General features: G+C 67.9%; 15 protein-coding genes and 1 CRISPR repeat array. Of the genes, 6 read left to right on the forward strand and 9 right to left on the reverse strand.

The window, feature by feature from the left end; translation table 11 throughout:
• Positions 1 to 293 precede the first annotated feature (293 nt).
• The 5 genes from J7E87_RS23785 to cas2e (J7E87_RS23805) all read left to right on the forward strand — a co-directional run bounded on the left by J7E87_RS23785 (position 294) and on the right by cas2e (J7E87_RS23805) (position 3721).
• Positions 294 to 713, forward strand: coding sequence for a hypothetical protein (locus J7E87_RS23785; RefSeq protein ID WP_215096517.1), 420 nt, complete (start codon positions 294 to 296; stop codon positions 711 to 713).
• Positions 714 to 801: 88 nt separating this feature from the next.
• Positions 802 to 1629 carry a hypothetical protein gene (locus tag J7E87_RS23790; protein ID WP_215096518.1) on the forward strand — a complete coding sequence of 276 codons (828 nt, stop codon included), beginning with the start codon at positions 802 to 804 and terminating at the stop codon, positions 1627 to 1629.
• Positions 1592 to 2401: a type I-E CRISPR-associated protein Cas6/Cse3/CasE gene (locus J7E87_RS23795; RefSeq protein ID WP_251017890.1), complete on the forward strand. Its 810-nt coding sequence runs from the start codon at positions 1592 to 1594 to the stop codon at positions 2399 to 2401. The genes J7E87_RS23790 and J7E87_RS23795 overlap by 38 nt, the downstream gene beginning before the upstream one ends.
• A gap of 4 nt (positions 2402 to 2405) precedes the next feature.
• On the forward strand, positions 2406 to 3374 hold the full coding sequence (gene cas1e / locus J7E87_RS23800; protein WP_215096626.1) for a type I-E CRISPR-associated endonuclease Cas1e: 969 nt from the start codon (positions 2406 to 2408) through the stop codon (positions 3372 to 3374).
• Entirely contained in the window at positions 3371 to 3721 is a 351-nt protein-coding gene (cas2e, locus tag J7E87_RS23805) for a type I-E CRISPR-associated endoribonuclease Cas2e (RefSeq protein ID WP_215096519.1), read from the forward strand. The genes cas1e and cas2e (J7E87_RS23805) overlap by 4 nt, the downstream gene beginning before the upstream one ends.
• Positions 3722 to 4479: 758 nt before the next feature.
• Here the strand turns inward: cas2e (J7E87_RS23805) and J7E87_RS23810 are convergent.
• The 5 genes from J7E87_RS23810 to J7E87_RS23830 form a co-directional block, all read right to left on the reverse strand.
• A complete protein-coding gene (locus J7E87_RS23810; protein ID WP_215096520.1) occupies positions 4480 to 4638 on the reverse strand; it encodes a hypothetical protein in 159 nt (52 codons plus the stop codon).
• A gap of 651 nt (positions 4639 to 5289) precedes the next feature.
• Complete coding sequence (locus J7E87_RS23815) at positions 5290 to 5724, reverse strand: hypothetical protein (protein WP_215096521.1); 435 nt, start codon at positions 5722 to 5724, stop codon at positions 5290 to 5292.
• A 3-nt stretch (positions 5725 to 5727) separates the two neighbouring features.
• Complete coding sequence (locus tag J7E87_RS23820; protein ID WP_251017891.1) at positions 5728 to 9414, reverse strand: ALF repeat-containing protein; 3687 nt, start codon at positions 9412 to 9414, stop codon at positions 5728 to 5730.
• Between the two features lie 294 nt (positions 9415 to 9708).
• Positions 9709 to 11265 (reverse strand): trypsin-like serine protease, encoded by a 1557-nt coding sequence (locus tag J7E87_RS23825; RefSeq protein WP_308313050.1) that lies wholly within the window; start codon positions 11263 to 11265, stop codon positions 9709 to 9711.
• Between the two features lie 621 nt (positions 11266 to 11886).
• Positions 11887 to 12405, reverse strand: coding sequence for a hypothetical protein (locus J7E87_RS23830; RefSeq protein WP_251017892.1), 519 nt, complete (start codon positions 12403 to 12405; stop codon positions 11887 to 11889).
• 571 nt (positions 12406 to 12976) lie between these two features.
• Between J7E87_RS23830 and cas2e (J7E87_RS23835) the strand changes: the two genes are divergently transcribed.
• Positions 12977 to 13327, forward strand: a complete 351-nt coding sequence (gene cas2e, locus J7E87_RS23835; RefSeq protein ID WP_215096629.1) for a type I-E CRISPR-associated endoribonuclease Cas2e — start codon at positions 12977 to 12979, stop codon at positions 13325 to 13327.
• Positions 13328 to 13420: 93 nt separating this feature from the next.
• Positions 13421 to 14134: a CRISPR direct-repeat array (repeat unit 28 nt; unit sequence CTGCTCCCCGCGCCCGCGGGGATGGTCC).
• A 283-nt stretch (positions 14135 to 14417) separates the two neighbouring features.
• Here cas2e (J7E87_RS23835) and J7E87_RS23840 read toward each other — a convergent pair.
• The 4 genes from J7E87_RS23840 to J7E87_RS23855 form a co-directional block, all read right to left on the reverse strand.
• Entirely contained in the window at positions 14418 to 15065 is a 648-nt protein-coding gene (locus J7E87_RS23840; protein ID WP_215096523.1) for a methyltransferase domain-containing protein, read from the reverse strand.
• Complete coding sequence (locus J7E87_RS23845; RefSeq protein ID WP_215096630.1) at positions 15062 to 15808, reverse strand: DUF2064 domain-containing protein; 747 nt, start codon at positions 15806 to 15808, stop codon at positions 15062 to 15064. Before J7E87_RS23845 ends, J7E87_RS23840 begins: the two co-directional genes overlap by 4 nt.
• Positions 15809 to 16035: 227 nt before the next feature.
• The gene (locus tag J7E87_RS23850) at positions 16036 to 16725 is read right to left on the reverse strand and encodes a glycosyltransferase family 2 protein (RefSeq protein WP_308313051.1); all 690 of its coding nucleotides are present in this window, start codon (positions 16723 to 16725) and stop codon (positions 16036 to 16038) included.
• Positions 16722 to 17777 carry an NAD(P)-dependent oxidoreductase gene (locus J7E87_RS23855; protein ID WP_215096524.1) on the reverse strand — a complete coding sequence of 352 codons (1056 nt, stop codon included), beginning with the start codon at positions 17775 to 17777 and terminating at the stop codon, positions 16722 to 16724. Before J7E87_RS23855 ends, J7E87_RS23850 begins: the two co-directional genes overlap by 4 nt.
• Positions 17778 to 17975 lie beyond the last annotated feature (198 nt).

Here is a 17975-nt window from a genome sequence, read left to right on the forward strand (position 1 = left end):
TCACGTCCGGCTCGGCAGTGCGTTGTGGTGCGAGACGCGTGTACGCAGCCGCGACCTGAGCCTCAACTGGCTGGACTCATGGCCGTCGATGGACACCGCCGATGTGCGCACGTCGCACCGGGACGGCAGCGCCCTGCTGGAGCGGCTGGCTGCTGACCGAGGGTTGCTCACCCGCTTGGTCCACGAGATCGAGCACGACCCTGCCCGGCTGGAAGGTAGCCGAGTCACGTTGCTGCTCGACCGTCTGGGCTCTCTACCAGGCACCCGAGCGCGGCTTCGAGGTCCGCCTGAACATGAATCCCCGCCGAGTCAACCAGGGTGTGCCGCACGACCATTCGTACAACTTCGCCACACGGATCCTGACTGGTGGCTACGGGCACATAGTGCGGCGCCGCACGGACACCGGAGAGGGCGAGTTCACCAGCACGGACCTTCTACCCGGCATCGTTGCCATCGAGCGGCCCGGCTCCAGCTACACGCTCGGGCACCCGATGGTGCACCAAGCGGTCATGCTGCCGGGCACCGTCACCCTGTTCGTGCGCGGACCGCGGCTCAAGTCCCGCTCGCACGCCGTCGCTGATCTGATGCCCAGCGTGGGCACTTGGCCGGCGCGCGCCGAACCCGGCAGCGGGCCTCGACACTCCCGGCCCGCCTCGCTGGACGAGTACCGGGCCATGCGCGACGAGCTCGCACGGCAGGGGCTCATCGGGTGACTTCTTTCCCCGCAACTCGGCATAGGCCCGGCAGGCGGCCCGGCAAGCTATGGGGCACAAACCGTAGCCACCGGCGAGGAGCAGCACCATGAGCACTGTCCTGACCACTGATCACCCGGCGTGGGAGGAAACCACCCATGGCACGCGAGTTCGCGCCGTGCGCAGCGGTACCGGCTTGTGGCTGGCCTCCTGGGGGCCGGACGAACTTGAACTCCACTGCATCGAGGGCACGGAGGACGACAAGCCGCGCATCATCACCACGGACCCGTCCACGCTGCCGACCAGCGTGCCCGAGGAGCTCAGCGCCGGGCTCAAGAAGCTCGGCCTGACACGGCGCCTGGCCAACCCGTGGCTCTGGGATGCGATCACCACCGCGATCCTGCGGCAGGTCGTGCGCGCTGGGCAGGCCCGCCGTCTCTACCGCGCCTGGTGCCAGGCCTACGGCACCACCCTGACCACGGCGCACGGCCCGCTGGCGGTGGCACCCGATGCCCAGCAAGTCCTGGACTTGGACGATGACGCGTTCGCGAGCATCGGCGCCAAGTTCCACCGCACTGCCTTGCAGGCCGCTGCCCGCGCCTACCGCCAGCACGAGGACACATGGGTGCGGCCGGCCCCGGCCGACCTCGTCAGCGCTCTGATCAGTGTCACCCGGATCGGCCCGTGGACCGCGTCGGCGGCGGCTGCGGATTTCACCGGCGACTTCACCGTCTACCCGCACGCCGACCTTGCCGTCCGCACCTGGGCTGCACAGGTCGCCCGGGCCTACGCCTGGCCGGATACCGAGAAAGCCTTCAACCCGCACTGGCGCCACCTGGCCGGCCCCGGCGACCGGCACCTGCACACCCTCACCTTGACCACACTCACCTGGGGGGCCCATGCCCGAACCGCTGAGCACACCGGCACACGCCCATGAACTGATTGCCGGCGCTGACCTGAACCGGCCTGTCGACGCTGTGTTCGTCAACGCCCCGTTACGGGACTACGACCAGCGCGCCCGCGTCAACGACTACACCCTTCCCGTTCTCGGACTCGGGTACATCGCCACCTACGCCAAGCAAGAGGGCTTCAACGTCGGGGTGCTGGATGCCGAGGCACACGGTCTCGGCATCCAGCACACCGCTGACATGGTCAACGCGGTGAAACCCCGCTGGGCGGGCTTCAACCTCCTCGCGCCCACCTACGCCTTTTCAGCGCGCATCGCCTCTCTGCTCGCCCCGCAGATCCTGGTGATGGCGGGCGGACACCACGCCAAGGCCGCACCCGATCTGGTCCTTCGCGACTCCCGATTCCGCAACCTCGCCGCACTGGTCATCGGCGAGGGCGAGACGCGCGTGGCCGCGCTCCTGGAAGACGTCCGCCGGCGCGCCGAGCTGCCGAAGGTGATGTGGCGCGAGCCCGACAGCAAGCGGCTCCTGCCTGAGGGGACGACGCACATGAAGCATGAACACCACGGCGACCGGTACGAGTTGAGCGTCCGCGACAGGAGGGATCTGTCCTTCGACAAGTCCCGCGACCAAAATGCCTCGGGGCGACGCCCCGTCAGCCTGGTTACCGTCACCTTCGAAGGCCGCCTCGAGGTCGGCGACCCTGGCGCACTGCGCGGCACCCTCACCCAAGGGCTCGGCCGGGCCAAGGCGTACGGCTGCGGCCTGATGACCCTGGCACCCTTGCCCGGTGGCAGGTGAGCAGGTGACGACGGTCTCGAGGCGCGCAGCCCTCACGCCGCGCCACCTCACCCGCACCAGCGAACGGCTGTCCTTCATCTATCTCGAGCGTTGCACGGTCCACCGGGATGCCAACGCCATAACCGCCGAGGACGCCGACGGCACCACGCACATACCGTCGGCGACCATCGGCACGCTCCTCCTCGGCCCAGGCACCCGTATCACCCACCAGGCGATGAGCGTGCTTGGGGAGACCGGCGCGGCTGTCGCCTGGGTGGGGGAGCAGGGCGTGCGCTATTACGCCAGCGGCCGCGCACTGACCCGCTCGTCGGCACTCGCGGAGGCACAGGCCGTCCAGTGGGCCAACGTCCGCACCCGCATCGCCGTCGCCCGCGCCATGTACCGACTGCGCTTTCCCGACGAGGACCCGGCCGGACTCACCCGACACGAGTTGCTCGGCCGCGAAGGCCGACGAGTCAAGGACTGCTACCGGGCGCAGGCTGCGCGCACCGGAATCCCGTGGCGCGGCCGTAAGTACGCCCCGGGCGACTTTGCCGGCAGTGACTCAGTCAACCAGGCACTCACCGCGGCCGCCCAGTGCATGTACGGCATTGCCCACGCCGTCGTTGCATCCCTGGGGTGCAGTTCCGCACTGGGCTTCGTGCACTCCGGCCATGAGCTGTCGTTTGTTCTGGACATCGCCGATCTCTACAAGACCGAACTGGGCATTCCCCTGGCCTTCGACATCGCGGCGGAGGACCCGGAGGACGTCGGCCCACGTACCCGCCGGGCCCTGCGCGACCGCATCAACGAATTCTCTTTGCTGGACCGTTGTGTCGACGACATCAAGCGCCTCCTCCTTCCGGAGGCCAAGAGCAGTGCTGGGCCCGGTGACCGGGACGTGGTCACGCTCCAGAGCGACGGCGGCATCGAGGTCGCCGCCGGACGCAACTACGGAGACGGCAGCGACGAGGACGAGGCGATGACCTGGTGACCGTGATCGTCCTCACCAACTGCCCTGCGGGGCTACGGGGTTTCCTCACCCGCTGGCTCCTGGAGATCTCCGCGGGAGTGTTCATCGGCAAGCCCTCCGCGAGAATCCGGGACGCCCTGTGGGAGGAAGTGCAGCAGTACGCGGGTCAAGGTCGCGCCCTGCTCGCTCACACGACCAGTAATGAGCAGGGCTTCACCTTCCGGACCCACGACCACGGCTGGAGCCCAGTCGACCATGAAGGCCTGACCCTGATCCGCCGCCCAAACGCCAACCCGACACCCTCGACGACCGCTCCGAAACCGGGCTGGAGCAAGGCGGCCAAACGACGTCGCTTCGGAAGGAGTTGAACGGATACTTTGTCGGCTTTCGTCGAGTTGTCGGAATTGGTGAAAGTACTCCAGGGCGGTGCGCACCCACGCTAAAGACGCAGCTCACGCAGTCTGCTCCCCGCGTCCGCGGGGTTGGTCCCGAGAGTGCCATGGCCGGAATTTGGGCGAGACCCTGCTCCCCGCGTCCGCGGGGTTGGTCCCAAGCGCCTGGACATGAAGAAGGCGAAAGCCCACTGCTCCCCGCGTCCGCGGGGATGGTCCCTCGGCGCCCGCGGCGAGGTAGGCGGCCGCAGCCTGCTCCCCGCGCCCGCGGGGATGGTCCCTGCTGCCAGTCGTCCAGGACCAGCCCGGCCGACTGCTCCCCGCGCCCGCGGGGATGGTCCCTCGCGCCGGTCCCGCGCCGCAGCACCGTCGGTCTGCTCCCCGCGCCCGCGGGGAAGGTCCCTGCCACGGCATCACCCGGCGGGCGGCCAGGTGTACCCCCGCGGCCTTGTGGTCGATGCCTACGCGTCCGCCCGTCAACTTGGCACGGCACAGGCCCTGCTGCCACGCGCAGTACCCCTTACCCACGTCATGGATCAGACCGAGGTACCCGGCTAGCTCGCCGGCCCCGAACACGTCGGCAAAGTTGCGCGCGAGCGCGGCCGTATCTCGCAGATGATCAGCCAGTGCATGGCGGCGGCCCCGTCGATTGGCGCTATAGACAAACATGCGGAGAACAAGCTGCACCGGCGCCTGGCCGCCCCCATCGGAGAGGTGACGGCCAGTGCCTGTGGTTACAGCGTGGATGCCCCACCCTCGCGATGCGCGAGCGACGCCAGCTCGTGAATCAGGCGTTCCAGCGCTGCCATGTAGTGCCTGTAATCCTTGAGGAGATCGGTGTCTTCCTGGCTCTGGGGGCGGATGTCCTCAAGGCTGCGGGCGAGGTTCTCCACAGCCAGGACGAGGGATTCGAGATCCGTACGTCGAGAGTCCCCTCTCCGACCCGTATCGCATAGCCGGCGATATGTCCGTCGAGAGTCAGGAGGTGGGAGTTCCAGTCGCGGAGCTCTTCCGTCCGAGGGTAGTCGGGGTAGCGCAGCGACCTGAAAGCCTCGAGCGCCTCGTGGAAATCTGATTTCCTAGTCATACCAGGTGACTATCTCCCTTGATATAGATGCCTTCTCCACTCACAGGTCGCCCCTTATCTGCCAGCCCTCGGCGCCGCCCCTTAGCTTCCACGGGATGCGGTCTTCCGGCTTCGTCTCATTCCATAAGGCCAGCGCTTCCTTCGTGTACTCGGTAAGACTCCTGCCCTTGTCTATGACATCTTGCACTGTTCTCTGAGCTGTCGAGTTTCGATCCGCAGATCTTGAGAATTATTCAATCCTCTTTCTCTACAAGGCTAGAGAAGACCGTCGGATACACCCCTGCGCGCCTGCGGAGATATGAGGCCAGGGGCTCAATATTGCGAATATACGGGAGAACAGATGGACCGGGACAACGACCTGCCATAACGACTGGTAGGGCCCTGCCTGAGTCGAATAGACTCAGGCAGGGCCCTACCCTCTTTTCAACGCTGATTCAGCGTGGTGTTTCGTGATCCGTCAATGACGATCGAGGCTTGGGAACAGTTCCCTGTCCTCCCAGTCGGGGGAGAATGCTTCCAGCATTCTCTCGAAGTGGCGAGTGAGCCGGATGTCCCTGTTCGCTAGGCAGTCGAGATAACGCTTCTCGACTTCGTCCCTCATCCAGGCCCACTGAAATCTGTCAGCGAAATACTGGACAATCTCTGCAGCCCCGGAAAACTCCTGGTGGGAATCGAGGACGTACAAGATCGCCTGCCTTATTTCGTCTGACTCCTGAAGCGGCTCCACACGATTGGCGAGCTCGTCCAGTACCGGATCTGCTGCGAGCGTGGAGAGTGTCTGATCGAGAGTCGTGGATACCTCACGGAATCCATTGATGAGTAGCGCGTAGACCTCAGATTCTGACATTTCCACTCTCCCTTCTCCGCCAGGCGGTTCGATTATTGACTGCACGCCCTACCATCGCTCCTTGTACGACTTCTCACCCACTTCGAACCCGGCGTCCCGGAATGCCTTCTCGGCGGCTGCCCGAGCCTCCGCCCCCGTCGGCCGGTAGTGGCCCGACTTGTTGTCGATGCTCTTGATCTTCCCCTGCCACAGCTTGAGCTCGCCGCCAACAATGATCTTTCCTCCCTGTGCAAGATCAAGGTGCCCGTAAATACTGCCCAGCCTGGTGACGCGGAGCTCACCGTCCGGCAGGACCACGTAGACGAACTTTCCGGTTGCCTCGAGCAACTCATCCATCTTCGTGAGGGGCACCTTGTTTAGGGGTATGGGGACGTCGTCCGGTTCGAGGTTGTCCCACAGTTTGCACTCACCGGATGAGGCAGCCAAGGTCACCGATGCTCGAGCGCCCTGAGAGCCAGCTGATCGCAGGCCCGCACTCAGCTTCTTCGTGCAGGGCCCCTTCACACCCTTCACCTTGAATTTCAGGGCTGCCGCCGCGAGGCCCTCAAGGCACGATCCATCTGGTTTGGTGAGGCATTTCTCAATCTGATCCGCGCCGATGTACCAGGCGATCAGGCGGTCGAGATACGTGCTGGTGATGCAGCCCATGCCGCCGGCGCCTTCAGATCCGCAGACCAGAATCGTCTCACCTGGCTTCAGCTCCCCGTCCTTGAACAGATCCGTGCGGTACTTGACCAGCCGCTTCTCAAGCGCCGTGCGCAACTCCTGGTCCGTGATCGGCTTGCTGGATTCCTGGAGCTCCTTCTTCACCTGGGCTTTCAGTTCCGCGACCAGTATCTTTGCTGCGACCTCCAGGGCCTCGGTCGCAGCTGTGGCCGCCTCTGCGGCGTCCTTGCCTGCTGCCTTCGCCGACATACTTGCCTCGTTTGCAGACATGTTCGCCTGCGAGGCATACCGTGCGGCAACGCCCACGGAGTGCTGGGCTTGTTCCGCGGAGCGGGCGGCTGACTGGGCGTCTTGCTGGGCCGAAACGGCCGCGTTTCTGGCCGTCTTCGCGGACTCTGCGGCGCGGTCGGCGGACGCGGCCGCCTGATCTGCTGAGGTATCGGCTTTCTGGGCGTAGTCCTTCGCCTGATCGGCAGAAGTCTTGGCCTTGTCTGCCCACTTGAGAGCTTCGGCGGCGTCCGCGCGGGCTTGCGCCGCGACCTTCTGGGCTTCGGCAGCGTCCTTCTGTGCGAGCGCCGCCGACTTGTACGCGGCATTCAGCAAGGTGTTGACCTCGGCGGTATGCGCCGCGGTGTTGGCATCACGCTGCCGGGCCTTGTACAGACCGATCTTCAGGAAGGCGCGCAGTCCGGACGGCGGACCCGACAACACGGCCTGCCCTGCAGCCTTGACCTCGGGACCGCCGGCGCTGAGGGCCTGATTGACCGCTACGCGGTCGTCATCCTCGCGGGCCTTGTACTGACCGGTCTCCAGGAACTGCGCCAAGTCGACCGCGGTACCGTCGAGAGCCTGGCTAGCGGCGGCCTTCACACCCGTGCCGCCTGCGGCCGAGATCTGGGCCACAGTGACCCGGTCGTCATCCTCTTTGCCCGGGTAGGCGCGGGTGCGCAGGAACTCCCGCACTTGGTCGATCGGCTTGTCCAGAACATCCAGGGCAGCCTGCTGCTGTGCGGGGATCTTGGTGGTCGCGGCGATATGCGCCACGCTGGCGCGGTCGTCCTGTTCCAGAGCCACCGTCAGCCTGGTGCGCACAAACCCGGCCACGTCCGCGTCGCTGCCTGCCAAGGCCTGCTCGGCCGCATCTGGCACCCAGGTCCCACCGCTGTTGAGCATGTTCACTGCGGCCTGGCGCCCCTTGGCCGCCGTGACCGTTGGGTCGGATGCCGCTGCGGCTTCCTTCAGCAGTTCCAGAGTCTGCGAGTTGAGCTTCTGGAGGCGGCCTACCTCCCACTGGGCGGCGACTTTGCGAGCCTCGTGGGCGCGGAGGGCCTCTTCGGCCGCCAGAACCGCCTCGTCCTGCTGCTGAGCCAGACGCTCGGCGTCTGCCTTCTGGGCCAGCTTCACCACACCTTCGGCCTGCTTGGCCGCCAACAGCGCGTTGTTGGCGGACGTGGTGGCCGCATTCGCGGCAGCGGTGGCCGCCGCGGCGGCGTCCACCGCCTTGCCCGCTTCATCGGCGGCCTTGTCGGCTGCCGTTGCCGCGGCCTCAGCGTGTACGGCGGCATCATTGGCCGCCAGGCGCGACTGCTTGGCGGCTGCGGCGGCCTCGTTGGCGTTGGTCTGCGTAGCGGCGGCCGCCCTTGTTGCCTGGTCGGCTAGCAATTTGGCCCGCGCTGCTGCTCGCTGAGCTTCGTCACCCTTGGCACCCGCCTCGCCGGCCCATCGGCCGGCATCGGCTGCTGCGGCTGCTGCGGCAGCGGCGTTGACGCCCGCGTTTGCTGCGGCTCCGGCTGCCTTCGCGGCCTCACCGGAGGCGATTTCAGCCAGGCCAGCGGCGGCAGCCGCCTTCTTTGCTCCCTTGGCTGCGTCGCGTGCCTTCTGCGCGGCCTTCCGAGCTTCGGAGGCCTTCGATGCATCGCCAGCTGCCGCGGCGGCGGCATACCTGGCTGAGGATGCTGCGTTCCCCGCCTTGCTGGCGGCATAAGCCGCCTGCGCCGCGGCAGTGGCGGCCACCCGTGCCGCCGCGTTTGCCCCTGCGGCCGCAGCCACGGCCGTGCGGGCGGACTGGGCTGCCCGATCGGCGGCGGCCGCCGCCCGGGATGCTGCCGCCGCTGCCTTGCCAGCCGACGCCTGGGACTTCTTCGCCTCCTCGGCGGCGAGCAGTGCCGCCTCCTTGGCTGCCTTCGTGGCCTTCTCCGCCTTGGCCCCCTCTTCCTTGGCGGTCACGGTCAGTTCCGTCGCCCGCTTTTGGGCGACGTCAGCGAGTCCGGCGAGCTCAGCAACGGTGAGCGTCTCCTGGTCGCGCGCCGCCGCAATCGGCCAGCCGTGGTCCAGAAACTCCTGGATGTCCTCGGCCGTTCCGTCGAGGGCCTGTCCCGCGAGCTTCTTCACGTTCGGGCCGGTTGAACTCATCAGTTGCGAGACGAGAACCCGGTTGTCATCGTTCCGTTCCCGGTACTGGCCCTCGTTGAGGAACGTGCTCCAGTCGTCGGCGGAGCCGTCCAGCGCCTTACCGGCCGCCTCTTTCACTCCCGGACCACCAGTGGCCATGACCTGCGCCACCCTGACCCGCAGATCCTCGTCGTAAGCCGGGACGAACTCATTGTTCAAGAAGCCGTGCAACTGCTCAACGTTGCCGCTCAAGGCAGTGTTGGCCGCCTCGCGGACGCCCGGACCACTAGTGGCCATAATCTGGGCGATCTGCACCCGAAGATCGTCCACCTCAAGAAGCGGCAGGTCCTCGGCCATGAACGTCTGAATTTCCTGGTCCGACCCTGCCAGAGCCGCCTTAGCTGCCTCGCGGACCCCTGGGCCGCCGTACTTCCAGGCTTCCAGCACCTCGGATCTGTAGTAGACCCACGTCTCTTCGTCGGCCGCGGCAGGACGGGGATCGATACCCAGTAGCATCACCAGGGCTATCAGCGTTGCCACGATGCCGCGCCATCCCGGCGCGGCTCGCAATCTGGCATTCAATGCAATTGCTCCTTGTTCGATTGGCAGTCGGTGGAGCTTGCTCAACTTTCCTGCTTCCGCAGGAGTGAGTTCGGAAATTTCGTTTTGTATCCGCATGACGTGGCCAGCCGCTTTGCCTGCCTCAATCGCGCGTTAGGTGGTCTTTCCGCTGCTCGTGAGAATGGTCGGCAACAGGGCAGGTAGGAATTTCACTCAGGCAGTTGGCTGACGGTGCACGCCGCGGTGTCCGGCAGATGCTGACTGCGGTAGCGGAGCACCGACTGCTGGTTCGTCGCGATCGTGATCAGGCGCCCTGGGACACAGGACCACCGGCATGTCCGGTGGTCCTGGAGGTACCTCTCGCTGCCGCACGTTCTGGGGTGCGACAGCGAGGGATAGCTGTGTGTCAGGTCAAGACGTGGTGGACACGGTGGGCCACATGGTCTTGCCGAGGGCGAGGTTCCCGGAGCCGTCACCGGCGTACCAGAAGAAGTTGTTGCTCGTTGTCTGGCGTCCGATGAGGTCGGACTTGCCGTCGCCGTTCACATCGCCGACGTGCACGGCCTTCATTCCGGCCCAGGACTTGTCGGGCCACAGGGAGCTGGCCGCGTCGAGGGTCCCCTTGGCGTTGCCCTTGTAGAGGTGGAGGTTGCCGTCGGTGGCGAGTGCGACGATGTCGTCCCAGCCGTCCTGGTTGAAGTCGCCACCGGCGACGACCTTCTTGGTCCAGGTCTTGTCGGGCCACAGCTGACGCGTGGTGCTGGTCAGGACCCCGTCGGGGCGGCTGGTGTACGCGAGCAGCCCCCCGTCTGCGGCCTGGACCGCCAGGGCGTCGCGGCCCGAGGTGTCCGACTTGAAGCGGGTGACGGGCAGGTCGCCGGTCCAGCTGTTGTCGTGCCACATCTTGCGGCTCTCGCCCAGGGTTCCGGTGTTGCTCGTGCCCGGGTAGAGCAGGAGGGCCTTGGCTCCGGTGATGGCTGCGATGTCGGCCTTGCCGTCGCCGTTGAAGTCACCACCGATGATCTTCTTGACCGTCTTCCAGCCGTTGTCCTTCCACAGGTTGCGGCCGTACTCGAGGGTCCCGTCCGGGCCTGCGTAGAAGGCGTGCAGGCTGCCGTCGGTGAGGACCGCAGCGATGTCGGTGCGGCCGTCGCCGTTGAAGTCGGCAGACGTCATCACGTCGGTGACGGTGGGGAGTTCGTTGGTCAGCCGGGTCTTCTGGATCCAGCTGTTCACGTCGTCGAGGCGGGTGGCAACGGCCCCGGTGCGGGTCTCGCTCTCGCCAAAGCAACCGCCCTGCCAAGAGCGGCTGTTGACGGCGACCAGCTCCGCCTTGCCGCCCTTCTCTCGGAAGGTGGGGCCGCCGGTGTCGCCCTTGCAGATCGCGTCGGTGGCGGACTTGCCGTCGATGTCCAGCGAGGTACTGGCGACGGTGGTCACCGTGAAGGCAGCGGTGTGGAGGTTGTTGGGCAGCCACGCCTCCTTGGTCCGTCCGTAGCCGGCCACCCTCAACTCCTCACCTGGAGCAGGTGCGGTGGTGGCCAGCGCGACCGGGTTGACGCCGGTGACGGGGCTTGCGAGGCGCGCCATGACCAGATCGCGGCCCTCGCGCGGGACGAGCTCCACGACCTCACTCACCACACCGCCCGTGCCTGACAGGTCGGCACGCCCCACGGTGGCGACGGTCTTCAGCTTCGGCCTCCCCGCACCAACCGCACCCGGCTGGGCCGGGTCATCGGCGAAGCAGCTGCTCGCGGTAGCGACCCACTGCGGGGAGACGAGCGCACCGGAACAGGACCGCTTCTGGTCACCGTCCCCGATGTCGAGCTTCGCGGTGAACGCGTACGACGCATCCGAAGCTGGTGCACCGGCGACAGCCTGTGCGGAGGTACCGGTGAGCACACCGGCCGCAGCAACGACGGCTACGAGCACCGCTGTTGATGCTGCACGTGGACGTAATTCAGACACGATTGTTTTCCTTATGCATGAAGTTGACGGGGCGGTGGGACCTATCGCCTGTCGCAGCGCCGCACCAAAGGGCACATCAGGCTGGCTGTCAGTCGACCCAGGGGCCGGCCAGTTCGCCGGGGTGCTGGCCAAACCGAGCGGAGTGACGGTGGTGGCGGGCTGCGAGAGGCGGACCATGACCAGGTCGCGGTCGGCACGGGGGACAAGCTCGACGACCTCGGTGGTGTGCCCTCCGGTACCCGTCAGAGCGCCGCGGCCGATGGTGGCTATGGTCTTCTCCGCGGGCTTGCCTGGTGTGAGTTCGGCAAGCCCGCCGGTGAAGCAGGATGCAGGGGTCAGAACCCACCCGGAATCTACGAGGGCGCGGAGCAGGCACGGTAGGCGTCGCCCTCGCCGATCTCCAACCGTGCCGTGAACGTATAGGCATTGTTCGTGTCAGCGGCGCCGGTGACGGAGCGGATGCGGGCACGGCGGACAGCGCGAGGGGGACCGCGATGAAGGTCGAGGCCAGGGCGGAGAGGGGAGAGGGTCTGAAGGATTGCATGACCTTGGGTTTCCTTGGCACGAGGCTGCCCATCCGCTCAACAGAGCGAACCTATGGACGCTGGGGCTGACCGGGTGCTACTTGGAGGTTCTGATCTCCACGAGCGTGTGCTGAGGGTTTTGCGGATCCAGGCCCTCGCCCACCGAAGTCCAGGTGTTCTTGGTGATGTCGAAGGTCTTCTTCTCGCCGCTACCGACGGTCGTGTCGACTTGGGCCTCATAGCTGTTGCCCTTGACGGAGTAGACCGAAGGGAGCTCGAGAGTCAACCAGCCGGAATTGCCGGTGACCTGGAAGCAGATCCTGTCCTGCTTGCGGGCCGAGACCTCGAGGAACCCAGTGCCACTCGCGCAGTCGACCAGCACGATGTGGCCATCACCGCGCTTCAGGAGGATGTTCCTCTCCGCCAGGATCTTGTCGGCGCCGGGGTAGCTGAAGTCCTCCACGGCGTACGGGGGTATGTCGTCCGCGGCGGCCACCGCAGTGTTTGCGCCGGGGTTGGACCCGCTGGCGGCGCCAGCCGTCAGCGCGACCCACGCCAGGGCGCCGAGTGTCGCTGTGCCGACGCCACGCACTACGAGCCTTTTGCGCTGCAGCATGGACTTAATTGTGGTGCGTGTCTTCATTGCATTCCCACATTCTTTGCTTGGGGTCGCGTTTTCACGCTGTGACTAAAGGCGGGCTTGAGGTTGCAGAGGCTCAAATGAAACACGCTTATTGCGCGGATATAGATATAGGCGACACTTGTTTTTCCATTGTGGATTAAGTCGCAACTAGAAGTGGAGACTCTTCTTTCGTTCACGTAATCTTCGTGTCACTCGCAGCGACCTGTCCACTGATCAAATAGCAATAAATAGGGCATAAGTGGCAGCTAGATTGTGGCCTTTGTCACCCAGTCGGGAGGGTTGTACTACCCACCGTTAAGAAACGGTGACGAACGGAGTCGACACTGTCTCGGCAGCAGCAGTGGCCGTGCGACGGTACGGTTCAATATGAAACTCGAGGATTCGCTATAATCCGGGAAACCTGTAGCGAATAGAGGCCGTATCGATGATTCCATTCCTGTCGCCCGCAATTGATTGCTGCGTGAATCCATATTGGTATGGACCAATTCTCTGCGCGGACCCTGTCCACCCTCAATAGTTCGTGAGTCCTCAACGGCCTTACCTGGTGATCGTGATCGTCCTTACCAACTGCCCTGCGGGGCTGCGGGGTTTCCTCACCCGCTGGCTCCTGGAGATCTCCGCGGGAGTGTTCATCGGCAACCCCTCCGCGAGAATCCGCGACGCCCTGTGGGAGGGAGTGCAGCAGTACGCGGGTCAAGGCCGCGCCCTGCTCACTCACACGACCAGTAATGAGCAGGGCTTCACCTTCCGGACCCACGACCACAGCTGGAGCCCAGTCGACCATGAAGGCCTGACCCTGATCCGCCGCCCAAACGCCAACCTGACACCGTCGACGACCGCTCCGAAAGCGGGCTGGAGCAAGGCGGCCAAACGACGTCGCTTCGGAAGGAGTTGAACGGATACTTTGTCGGCTTTCGTCGAGTTGTCGGAATTGGTGAAAGTACTCCAGGGCGGTGTGCACCCACGCTAAAGACGCAGCTCACGCAGTCTGCTCCCCGCGCCCGCGGGGATGGTCCGGTCGCGCTCCTCCTGGTCGGCGGCGAACGCGGCTGCTCCCCGCGCCCGCGGGGATGGTCCCCGCATCGCCCTCGACGAGGACGCCGACGTCAACTGCTCCCCGCGCCCGCGGGGATGGTCCCGCTGGAGACGCTGCGGGAGAAGGATGCCGAGACTGCTCCCCGCGCCCGCGGGGATGGTCCCGCCAGCAGCCTGGCCACCTCTTGGGTGACGTTCTGCTCCCCGCGCCCGCGGGGATGGTCCCTCCGCACTCAGGCGCCGACCGCGATGCGTGCCCTGCTCCCCGCGCCCGCGGGGATGGTCCCATCACGCGGGCCGGGTCGCTCGCCACGTCGGCCTGCTCCCCGCGCCCGCGGGGATGGTCCTGAAAGTGGCGGCCGGCGGATGGAACGTGACCCCTGCTCCCCGCGCCCGCGGGGATGGTCCCAAGAACGGGGCCACCCGGACCGGGCCTGGTCCCTGCTCCCCGCGCCCGCGGGGATGGTCCACCTCGGCGTTCGTAACGCTGCCCCGGCTGGTCTGCTCCCCGCGCCCGCGGGGATGGTCCCCGCGATCCGCTAGAGAACAGTGACGCCCAGTGCTGCTCCCCGCGCCCGCGGGGATGGTCCCGCGGCTCCGCACCACGGAATCCGAGCGCGTGATCGTCGAGCGCATCCACTGCTCCCCGCGCCCGCGGGGATGGTCCCTGGAGTGCAACACCGTCGAACGGCCGGTCCCGGGACTACCTGCGGCGACGCCTGACCGAGGGCAAGACACGACGTGATTTCATCCGCTGCCTCAAGCGCTACGTCGCACGAGAGATCTACCGGCTCATCGTCCCAGCGAGCACTACGGCTGACCAGGCAGGACGCCCTGGAGTCGCTGCTTGACATCCATCGGGGCATCAAGCGTGGCTACGTCTTCCTCGGCACAGTCATCGCCATAGGGCTCCGCTCGGGATCGACCGACCAGAACCTAGCTGCCGCGGGTTACGCCCGGCGCAGCGCCACGAACGTGCGCCCCGCCACCGCCCACTGGTCCGCCTCGTCCGTCGCCCAACCCGCGAAGCGCGCGTAGTCGAGCAGCGCGGGGGTGCCGACGCGGGCCCAGGGGAAGGCCGAGCCCTGGGCGCTGCCGCCGTCGAAGACGCGTACCTGTACGCGCTCGTCCACATCAAGCGGGGAGGTCTCGGCCAGCAGCACACCGTCGTCGGCAACCAGTTGTGTCACGCGGGCGAGCAGGGCACGCGGGTCCCCGCCGATGCCGATGTTGCCGTCGATGAGCAGGGCGGTGCCCCAACTCCCCTCACGGGGAAGCGGATCGAAGACCGAACGATGCAGCGCGCTGCCGCCCGTCCGCACCGTGCGGGCCACAGCCTCGGGGCTCACATCGATGCCGAGCGTCGGCCGCCCCAGCGCGGCGAGCGCCGCGACCAGGCGGCCGGGGCCGCAGCCGATGTCGAGCACCGTGCCGCGGCAGCGCTCGAGCACCGTCAGATCCGCGGCGTCCGGCGCCGCGCACCACCGCTCCACCTCCAGCGGCAACAGCCAGCCGTCCGGTCGGCGCAGGAAGAGCGGGCCGCGGCCGGAGCGCAGTGCGTCGGTGTACGGATCGGCCTGCCAGGCGGGCGCGGTCATCGCGCCCCCGCCCCGGCGAGCGCGGCAACCGCCGCGGCGAACCGGGTGCCCGGCGCCCCGGCCGCGACAAGGCGCGCGTCCGCCGCGGTGTCGACGTCCCGCAGCACAGGCAGCTCACGCACCGTCAGCCCCGCCCGGACGAGCCGCTGCCGCTGCACGGCTCCGGTCTGCGGCACGGACATCGGCACGCCTAGCAACCGTGTGGGATCCGGCTCGGCCATCCCGAGCGCCCAGAACCCGCCATCGGCGGCCGGCCCGAAAGATGCCTCGCCGTCTCCCAACACCAGTCCGGCGCGGAGATGTTCGGCCGTGATCTGCGGTGTGTCCATCCCCACCAGCAGCGTCGGCCCCTCGCACAGCCCGAAGGCGTGGGCCAGCCGCGCATCGAGCCCGCCCGCACACTGCGGCACGACCTCGAAGCCGTCCGGCAGCCAGTCGCCGGGTACACCGTCGAGTACGAGGACCCGGCGGCGTACGGGAGTGGCCAGCACGATGTCCAAGGTGTCGCGGAGCGCGGCCTCGGCCAGCCGGGCGGCCTCTTCCGGGGAGTACGCGGGACAGAGCCGCGTCTTGACCCGCCCGGGCACGGGAGCCTTGGCGATGACGAGCAGCGTGCCGCGGCTTGCCACCGCTCCGTCGGCCGGCGGCTGCCGCGTGCCCGTGGCACCTCTCGCACCGGTGGTACGCGCCGCGCCCGCCGCACCCCTGGTATCCGCTGCGCCCGTCGCGCCCACGGCACCCATCGCGCCCGTCGGGCCCTCGGCACCCATCGCGCCCGTCGGGCCCTCGGCACCCATCGCGCCCGTCGCGCCCACGGCACTCACCGCACCCGTCGCGCCCGCGCCCGTCGCACTCGTGGTACTCGTCGGGCCGGTCGCGCCCGTGGCACTCGCCGCCTCCGAGGTATCCGTCGCCCCCATCTGGCCAGGCGCACCCGTGGCGCCCGGCGCGCCCGCCGCGCCCCTCGCTGTCATCGCACACCACCCCCCACCCCGCCCGCCCGACGCTCCGACAGCACCGACCGCATGTCCCGGACCGCCTGCCACGTGCCCCGCCACGTGCCCGTCACCTTCGACTTTCCCGATCTCGGCAGATACGGGACGTCCACCTCCGTCACCCGCCAGCCCGCGTCCGCCGCGCGGACCACCATCTGGAGCGGGTAGCCGCTGCGGCGGTCGGTCAGGTCCAGGGCCAGCAGGTCTTCGCGGCGTGCCGCCCGCATCGGGCCCAGGTCGTGGAGCCGCAGGCCCGTGCGCCGGCGCAGCATCCGGGACAGGGCCAGATTCCCGGCCCGGGCGTGCGGCGGCCACGCACCCCGGCCCTGCGGCCGTCGGCGGCCCAGCACCAAGTTGCTTTTCCCGTCCGCGACTTGGCGTACGAAACCGGTCAGCAGCCCCGGATCCAGCGAGGCGTCGCAGTCGCAGAAGCACACATACTCCGCCTCGGCGGCCAGCAGCCCCGCATGGCACGCGGCGCCGAAGCCGCGTCGCTCCTCGTGCACCACCGTCGCGCCCAGCCCGCGGGCGATCCGGTCCGAGCCGTCCGTCGAACCGTTGTCCACGACGATCGCGCGCCACCCGGGCGGGATCCGCTCCAGCACCCACGGCAGGGCCTCGGCCTCGTCCAGACATGGCAGGACGACGTCCACGTCCGCGGTCACGACGCCGCACCCCGCAGCCCGCTCGTGGCGAACTCCGCCATTCCCTCCGCGAATCCGACCTGCGCCTTCCAGCCGAGGTCGGTCCTCAGCCGCCGCGAGTCCGCGGTGATGTGCCGTACATCGCCCAGCCGGAACTCCCCGGTGACCACCGGCGCGGGACCGCCGTGCGCCGAGGCCAGGGCGGCCGCCATCTCGCCGACCGTGTGGGGCGTGCCGCTGCCCGTGTTGTACGCGGTGAGCACGCCCGGCTCCCTGCCGCGCACCGCCTCCAGTGCGATGGCATTCGCGTCCGCGACGTCCCGTACATGGACGAAGTCCCGCCGCTGCCGCCCGTCCTCGAAGACCCGCGGCGCCTCGCCCCGTTCGAGCGCGGACCGGAAGAACGAGGCCACGCCCGCGTACGGGGTGTCCCGGGGCATCCCCGGCCCGTACACATTGTGGTAGCGCAGGGCGACGGCCCGACCGCCGCTCGCCCTGGCCCAGGCCGCGGCCAGATGCTCCTGCGCCAGCTTCGTCGTCGCGTACACATTGCGCGGATCAGTCGGCGCGTCCTCGCCCACCAGCCCCGGGGCCAACTCCGCCCCGCACTTGGGGCACAGCGGCTCGAAGCGCCCGGCCGCGAGATCAGCGGCGGCGCGCGGGCCGGGCCGAACCCGGCCGTGGCGCGGGCAGTCGTAGCGCCCCTCGCCGTATACGACCATCGAGCCGGCCAGCACGAGGTTCGCGACCCCCGCCTCGGCCATCGCCGCCAGCAGCACGGCCGTACCGAGATCGTTGCAGCCGACGTAATCCGGTGCGTCCGCGAAGTCCTTGCCGAGCCCGACCATCGCCGCCTGGTGGCAGACCGCGTCCACGCCGCGCAGCGCCCGCGCCGTCACCACCCGGTCCCGTACGTCCGCCAGGATCCACTCCGCGTCGGGCAGCGGTGGAGGTTCCGGGTGGGCCGCCGGGAGCAGGGCGTCGAGTACGACCGGGTCATGGCCGCCCGCGGCGAGGGCCGCGACGACCTGCGAGCCGATGAAGCCCGCGCCTCCTGTGACGAGTACACGCATACTGGCGACGCTACGGCTCAAGGCCCCGCTGATCGTCGTCGCGCGCCGTGCCGTCACATGTCCGTAAGGACTTCGGCCGTACGGAGTCCTCGTACCGCTGCGCCAGGTCTCCCGGGCACACCGGTCCGCCCCGTATGTGACCACTTTCCGCCGCCGGGCGGCGAGCCGCGTGGTAGACCGGACGGGGACGGGGCGGAA

This window comes from Streptomyces sp. ISL-1 (assembly GCF_018614585.1).
Classification (GTDB): domain Bacteria; phylum Actinomycetota; class Actinomycetes; order Streptomycetales; family Streptomycetaceae; genus Streptomyces; species Streptomyces maoxianensis.

Excerpts from the sequence above, each read along its gene's own strand:
- J7E87_RS23795 (WP_251017890.1), top strand. The coding sequence starts at position 1,592 with ATGCCCGAACCGCTGAGCACACCGGCACACGCCCATGAACTGATTGCC.
- J7E87_RS23845 (WP_215096630.1), bottom strand. The coding sequence starts at position 15,808 with ATGGGTGCCGTGGGCGCGACGGGCGCAGCGGATACCAGGGGTGCGGCG.
- J7E87_RS23785 (WP_215096517.1), top strand. The coding sequence starts at position 294 with ATGAATCCCCGCCGAGTCAACCAGGGTGTGCCGCACGACCATTCGTAC.
- J7E87_RS23820 (WP_251017891.1), bottom strand. The coding sequence starts at position 9,414 with ATGCGGATACAAAACGAAATTTCCGAACTCACTCCTGCGGAAGCAGGA.
- J7E87_RS23790 (WP_215096518.1), top strand. The coding sequence starts at position 802 with ATGAGCACTGTCCTGACCACTGATCACCCGGCGTGGGAGGAAACCACC.
- J7E87_RS23840 (WP_215096523.1), bottom strand. The coding sequence starts at position 15,065 with ATGACCGCGCCCGCCTGGCAGGCCGATCCGTACACCGACGCACTGCGC.
- J7E87_RS23855 (WP_215096524.1), bottom strand. The coding sequence starts at position 17,777 with ATGCGTGTACTCGTCACAGGAGGCGCGGGCTTCATCGGCTCGCAGGTC.
- J7E87_RS23830 (WP_251017892.1), bottom strand. The coding sequence starts at position 12,405 with ATGCTGCAGCGCAAAAGGCTCGTAGTGCGTGGCGTCGGCACAGCGACA.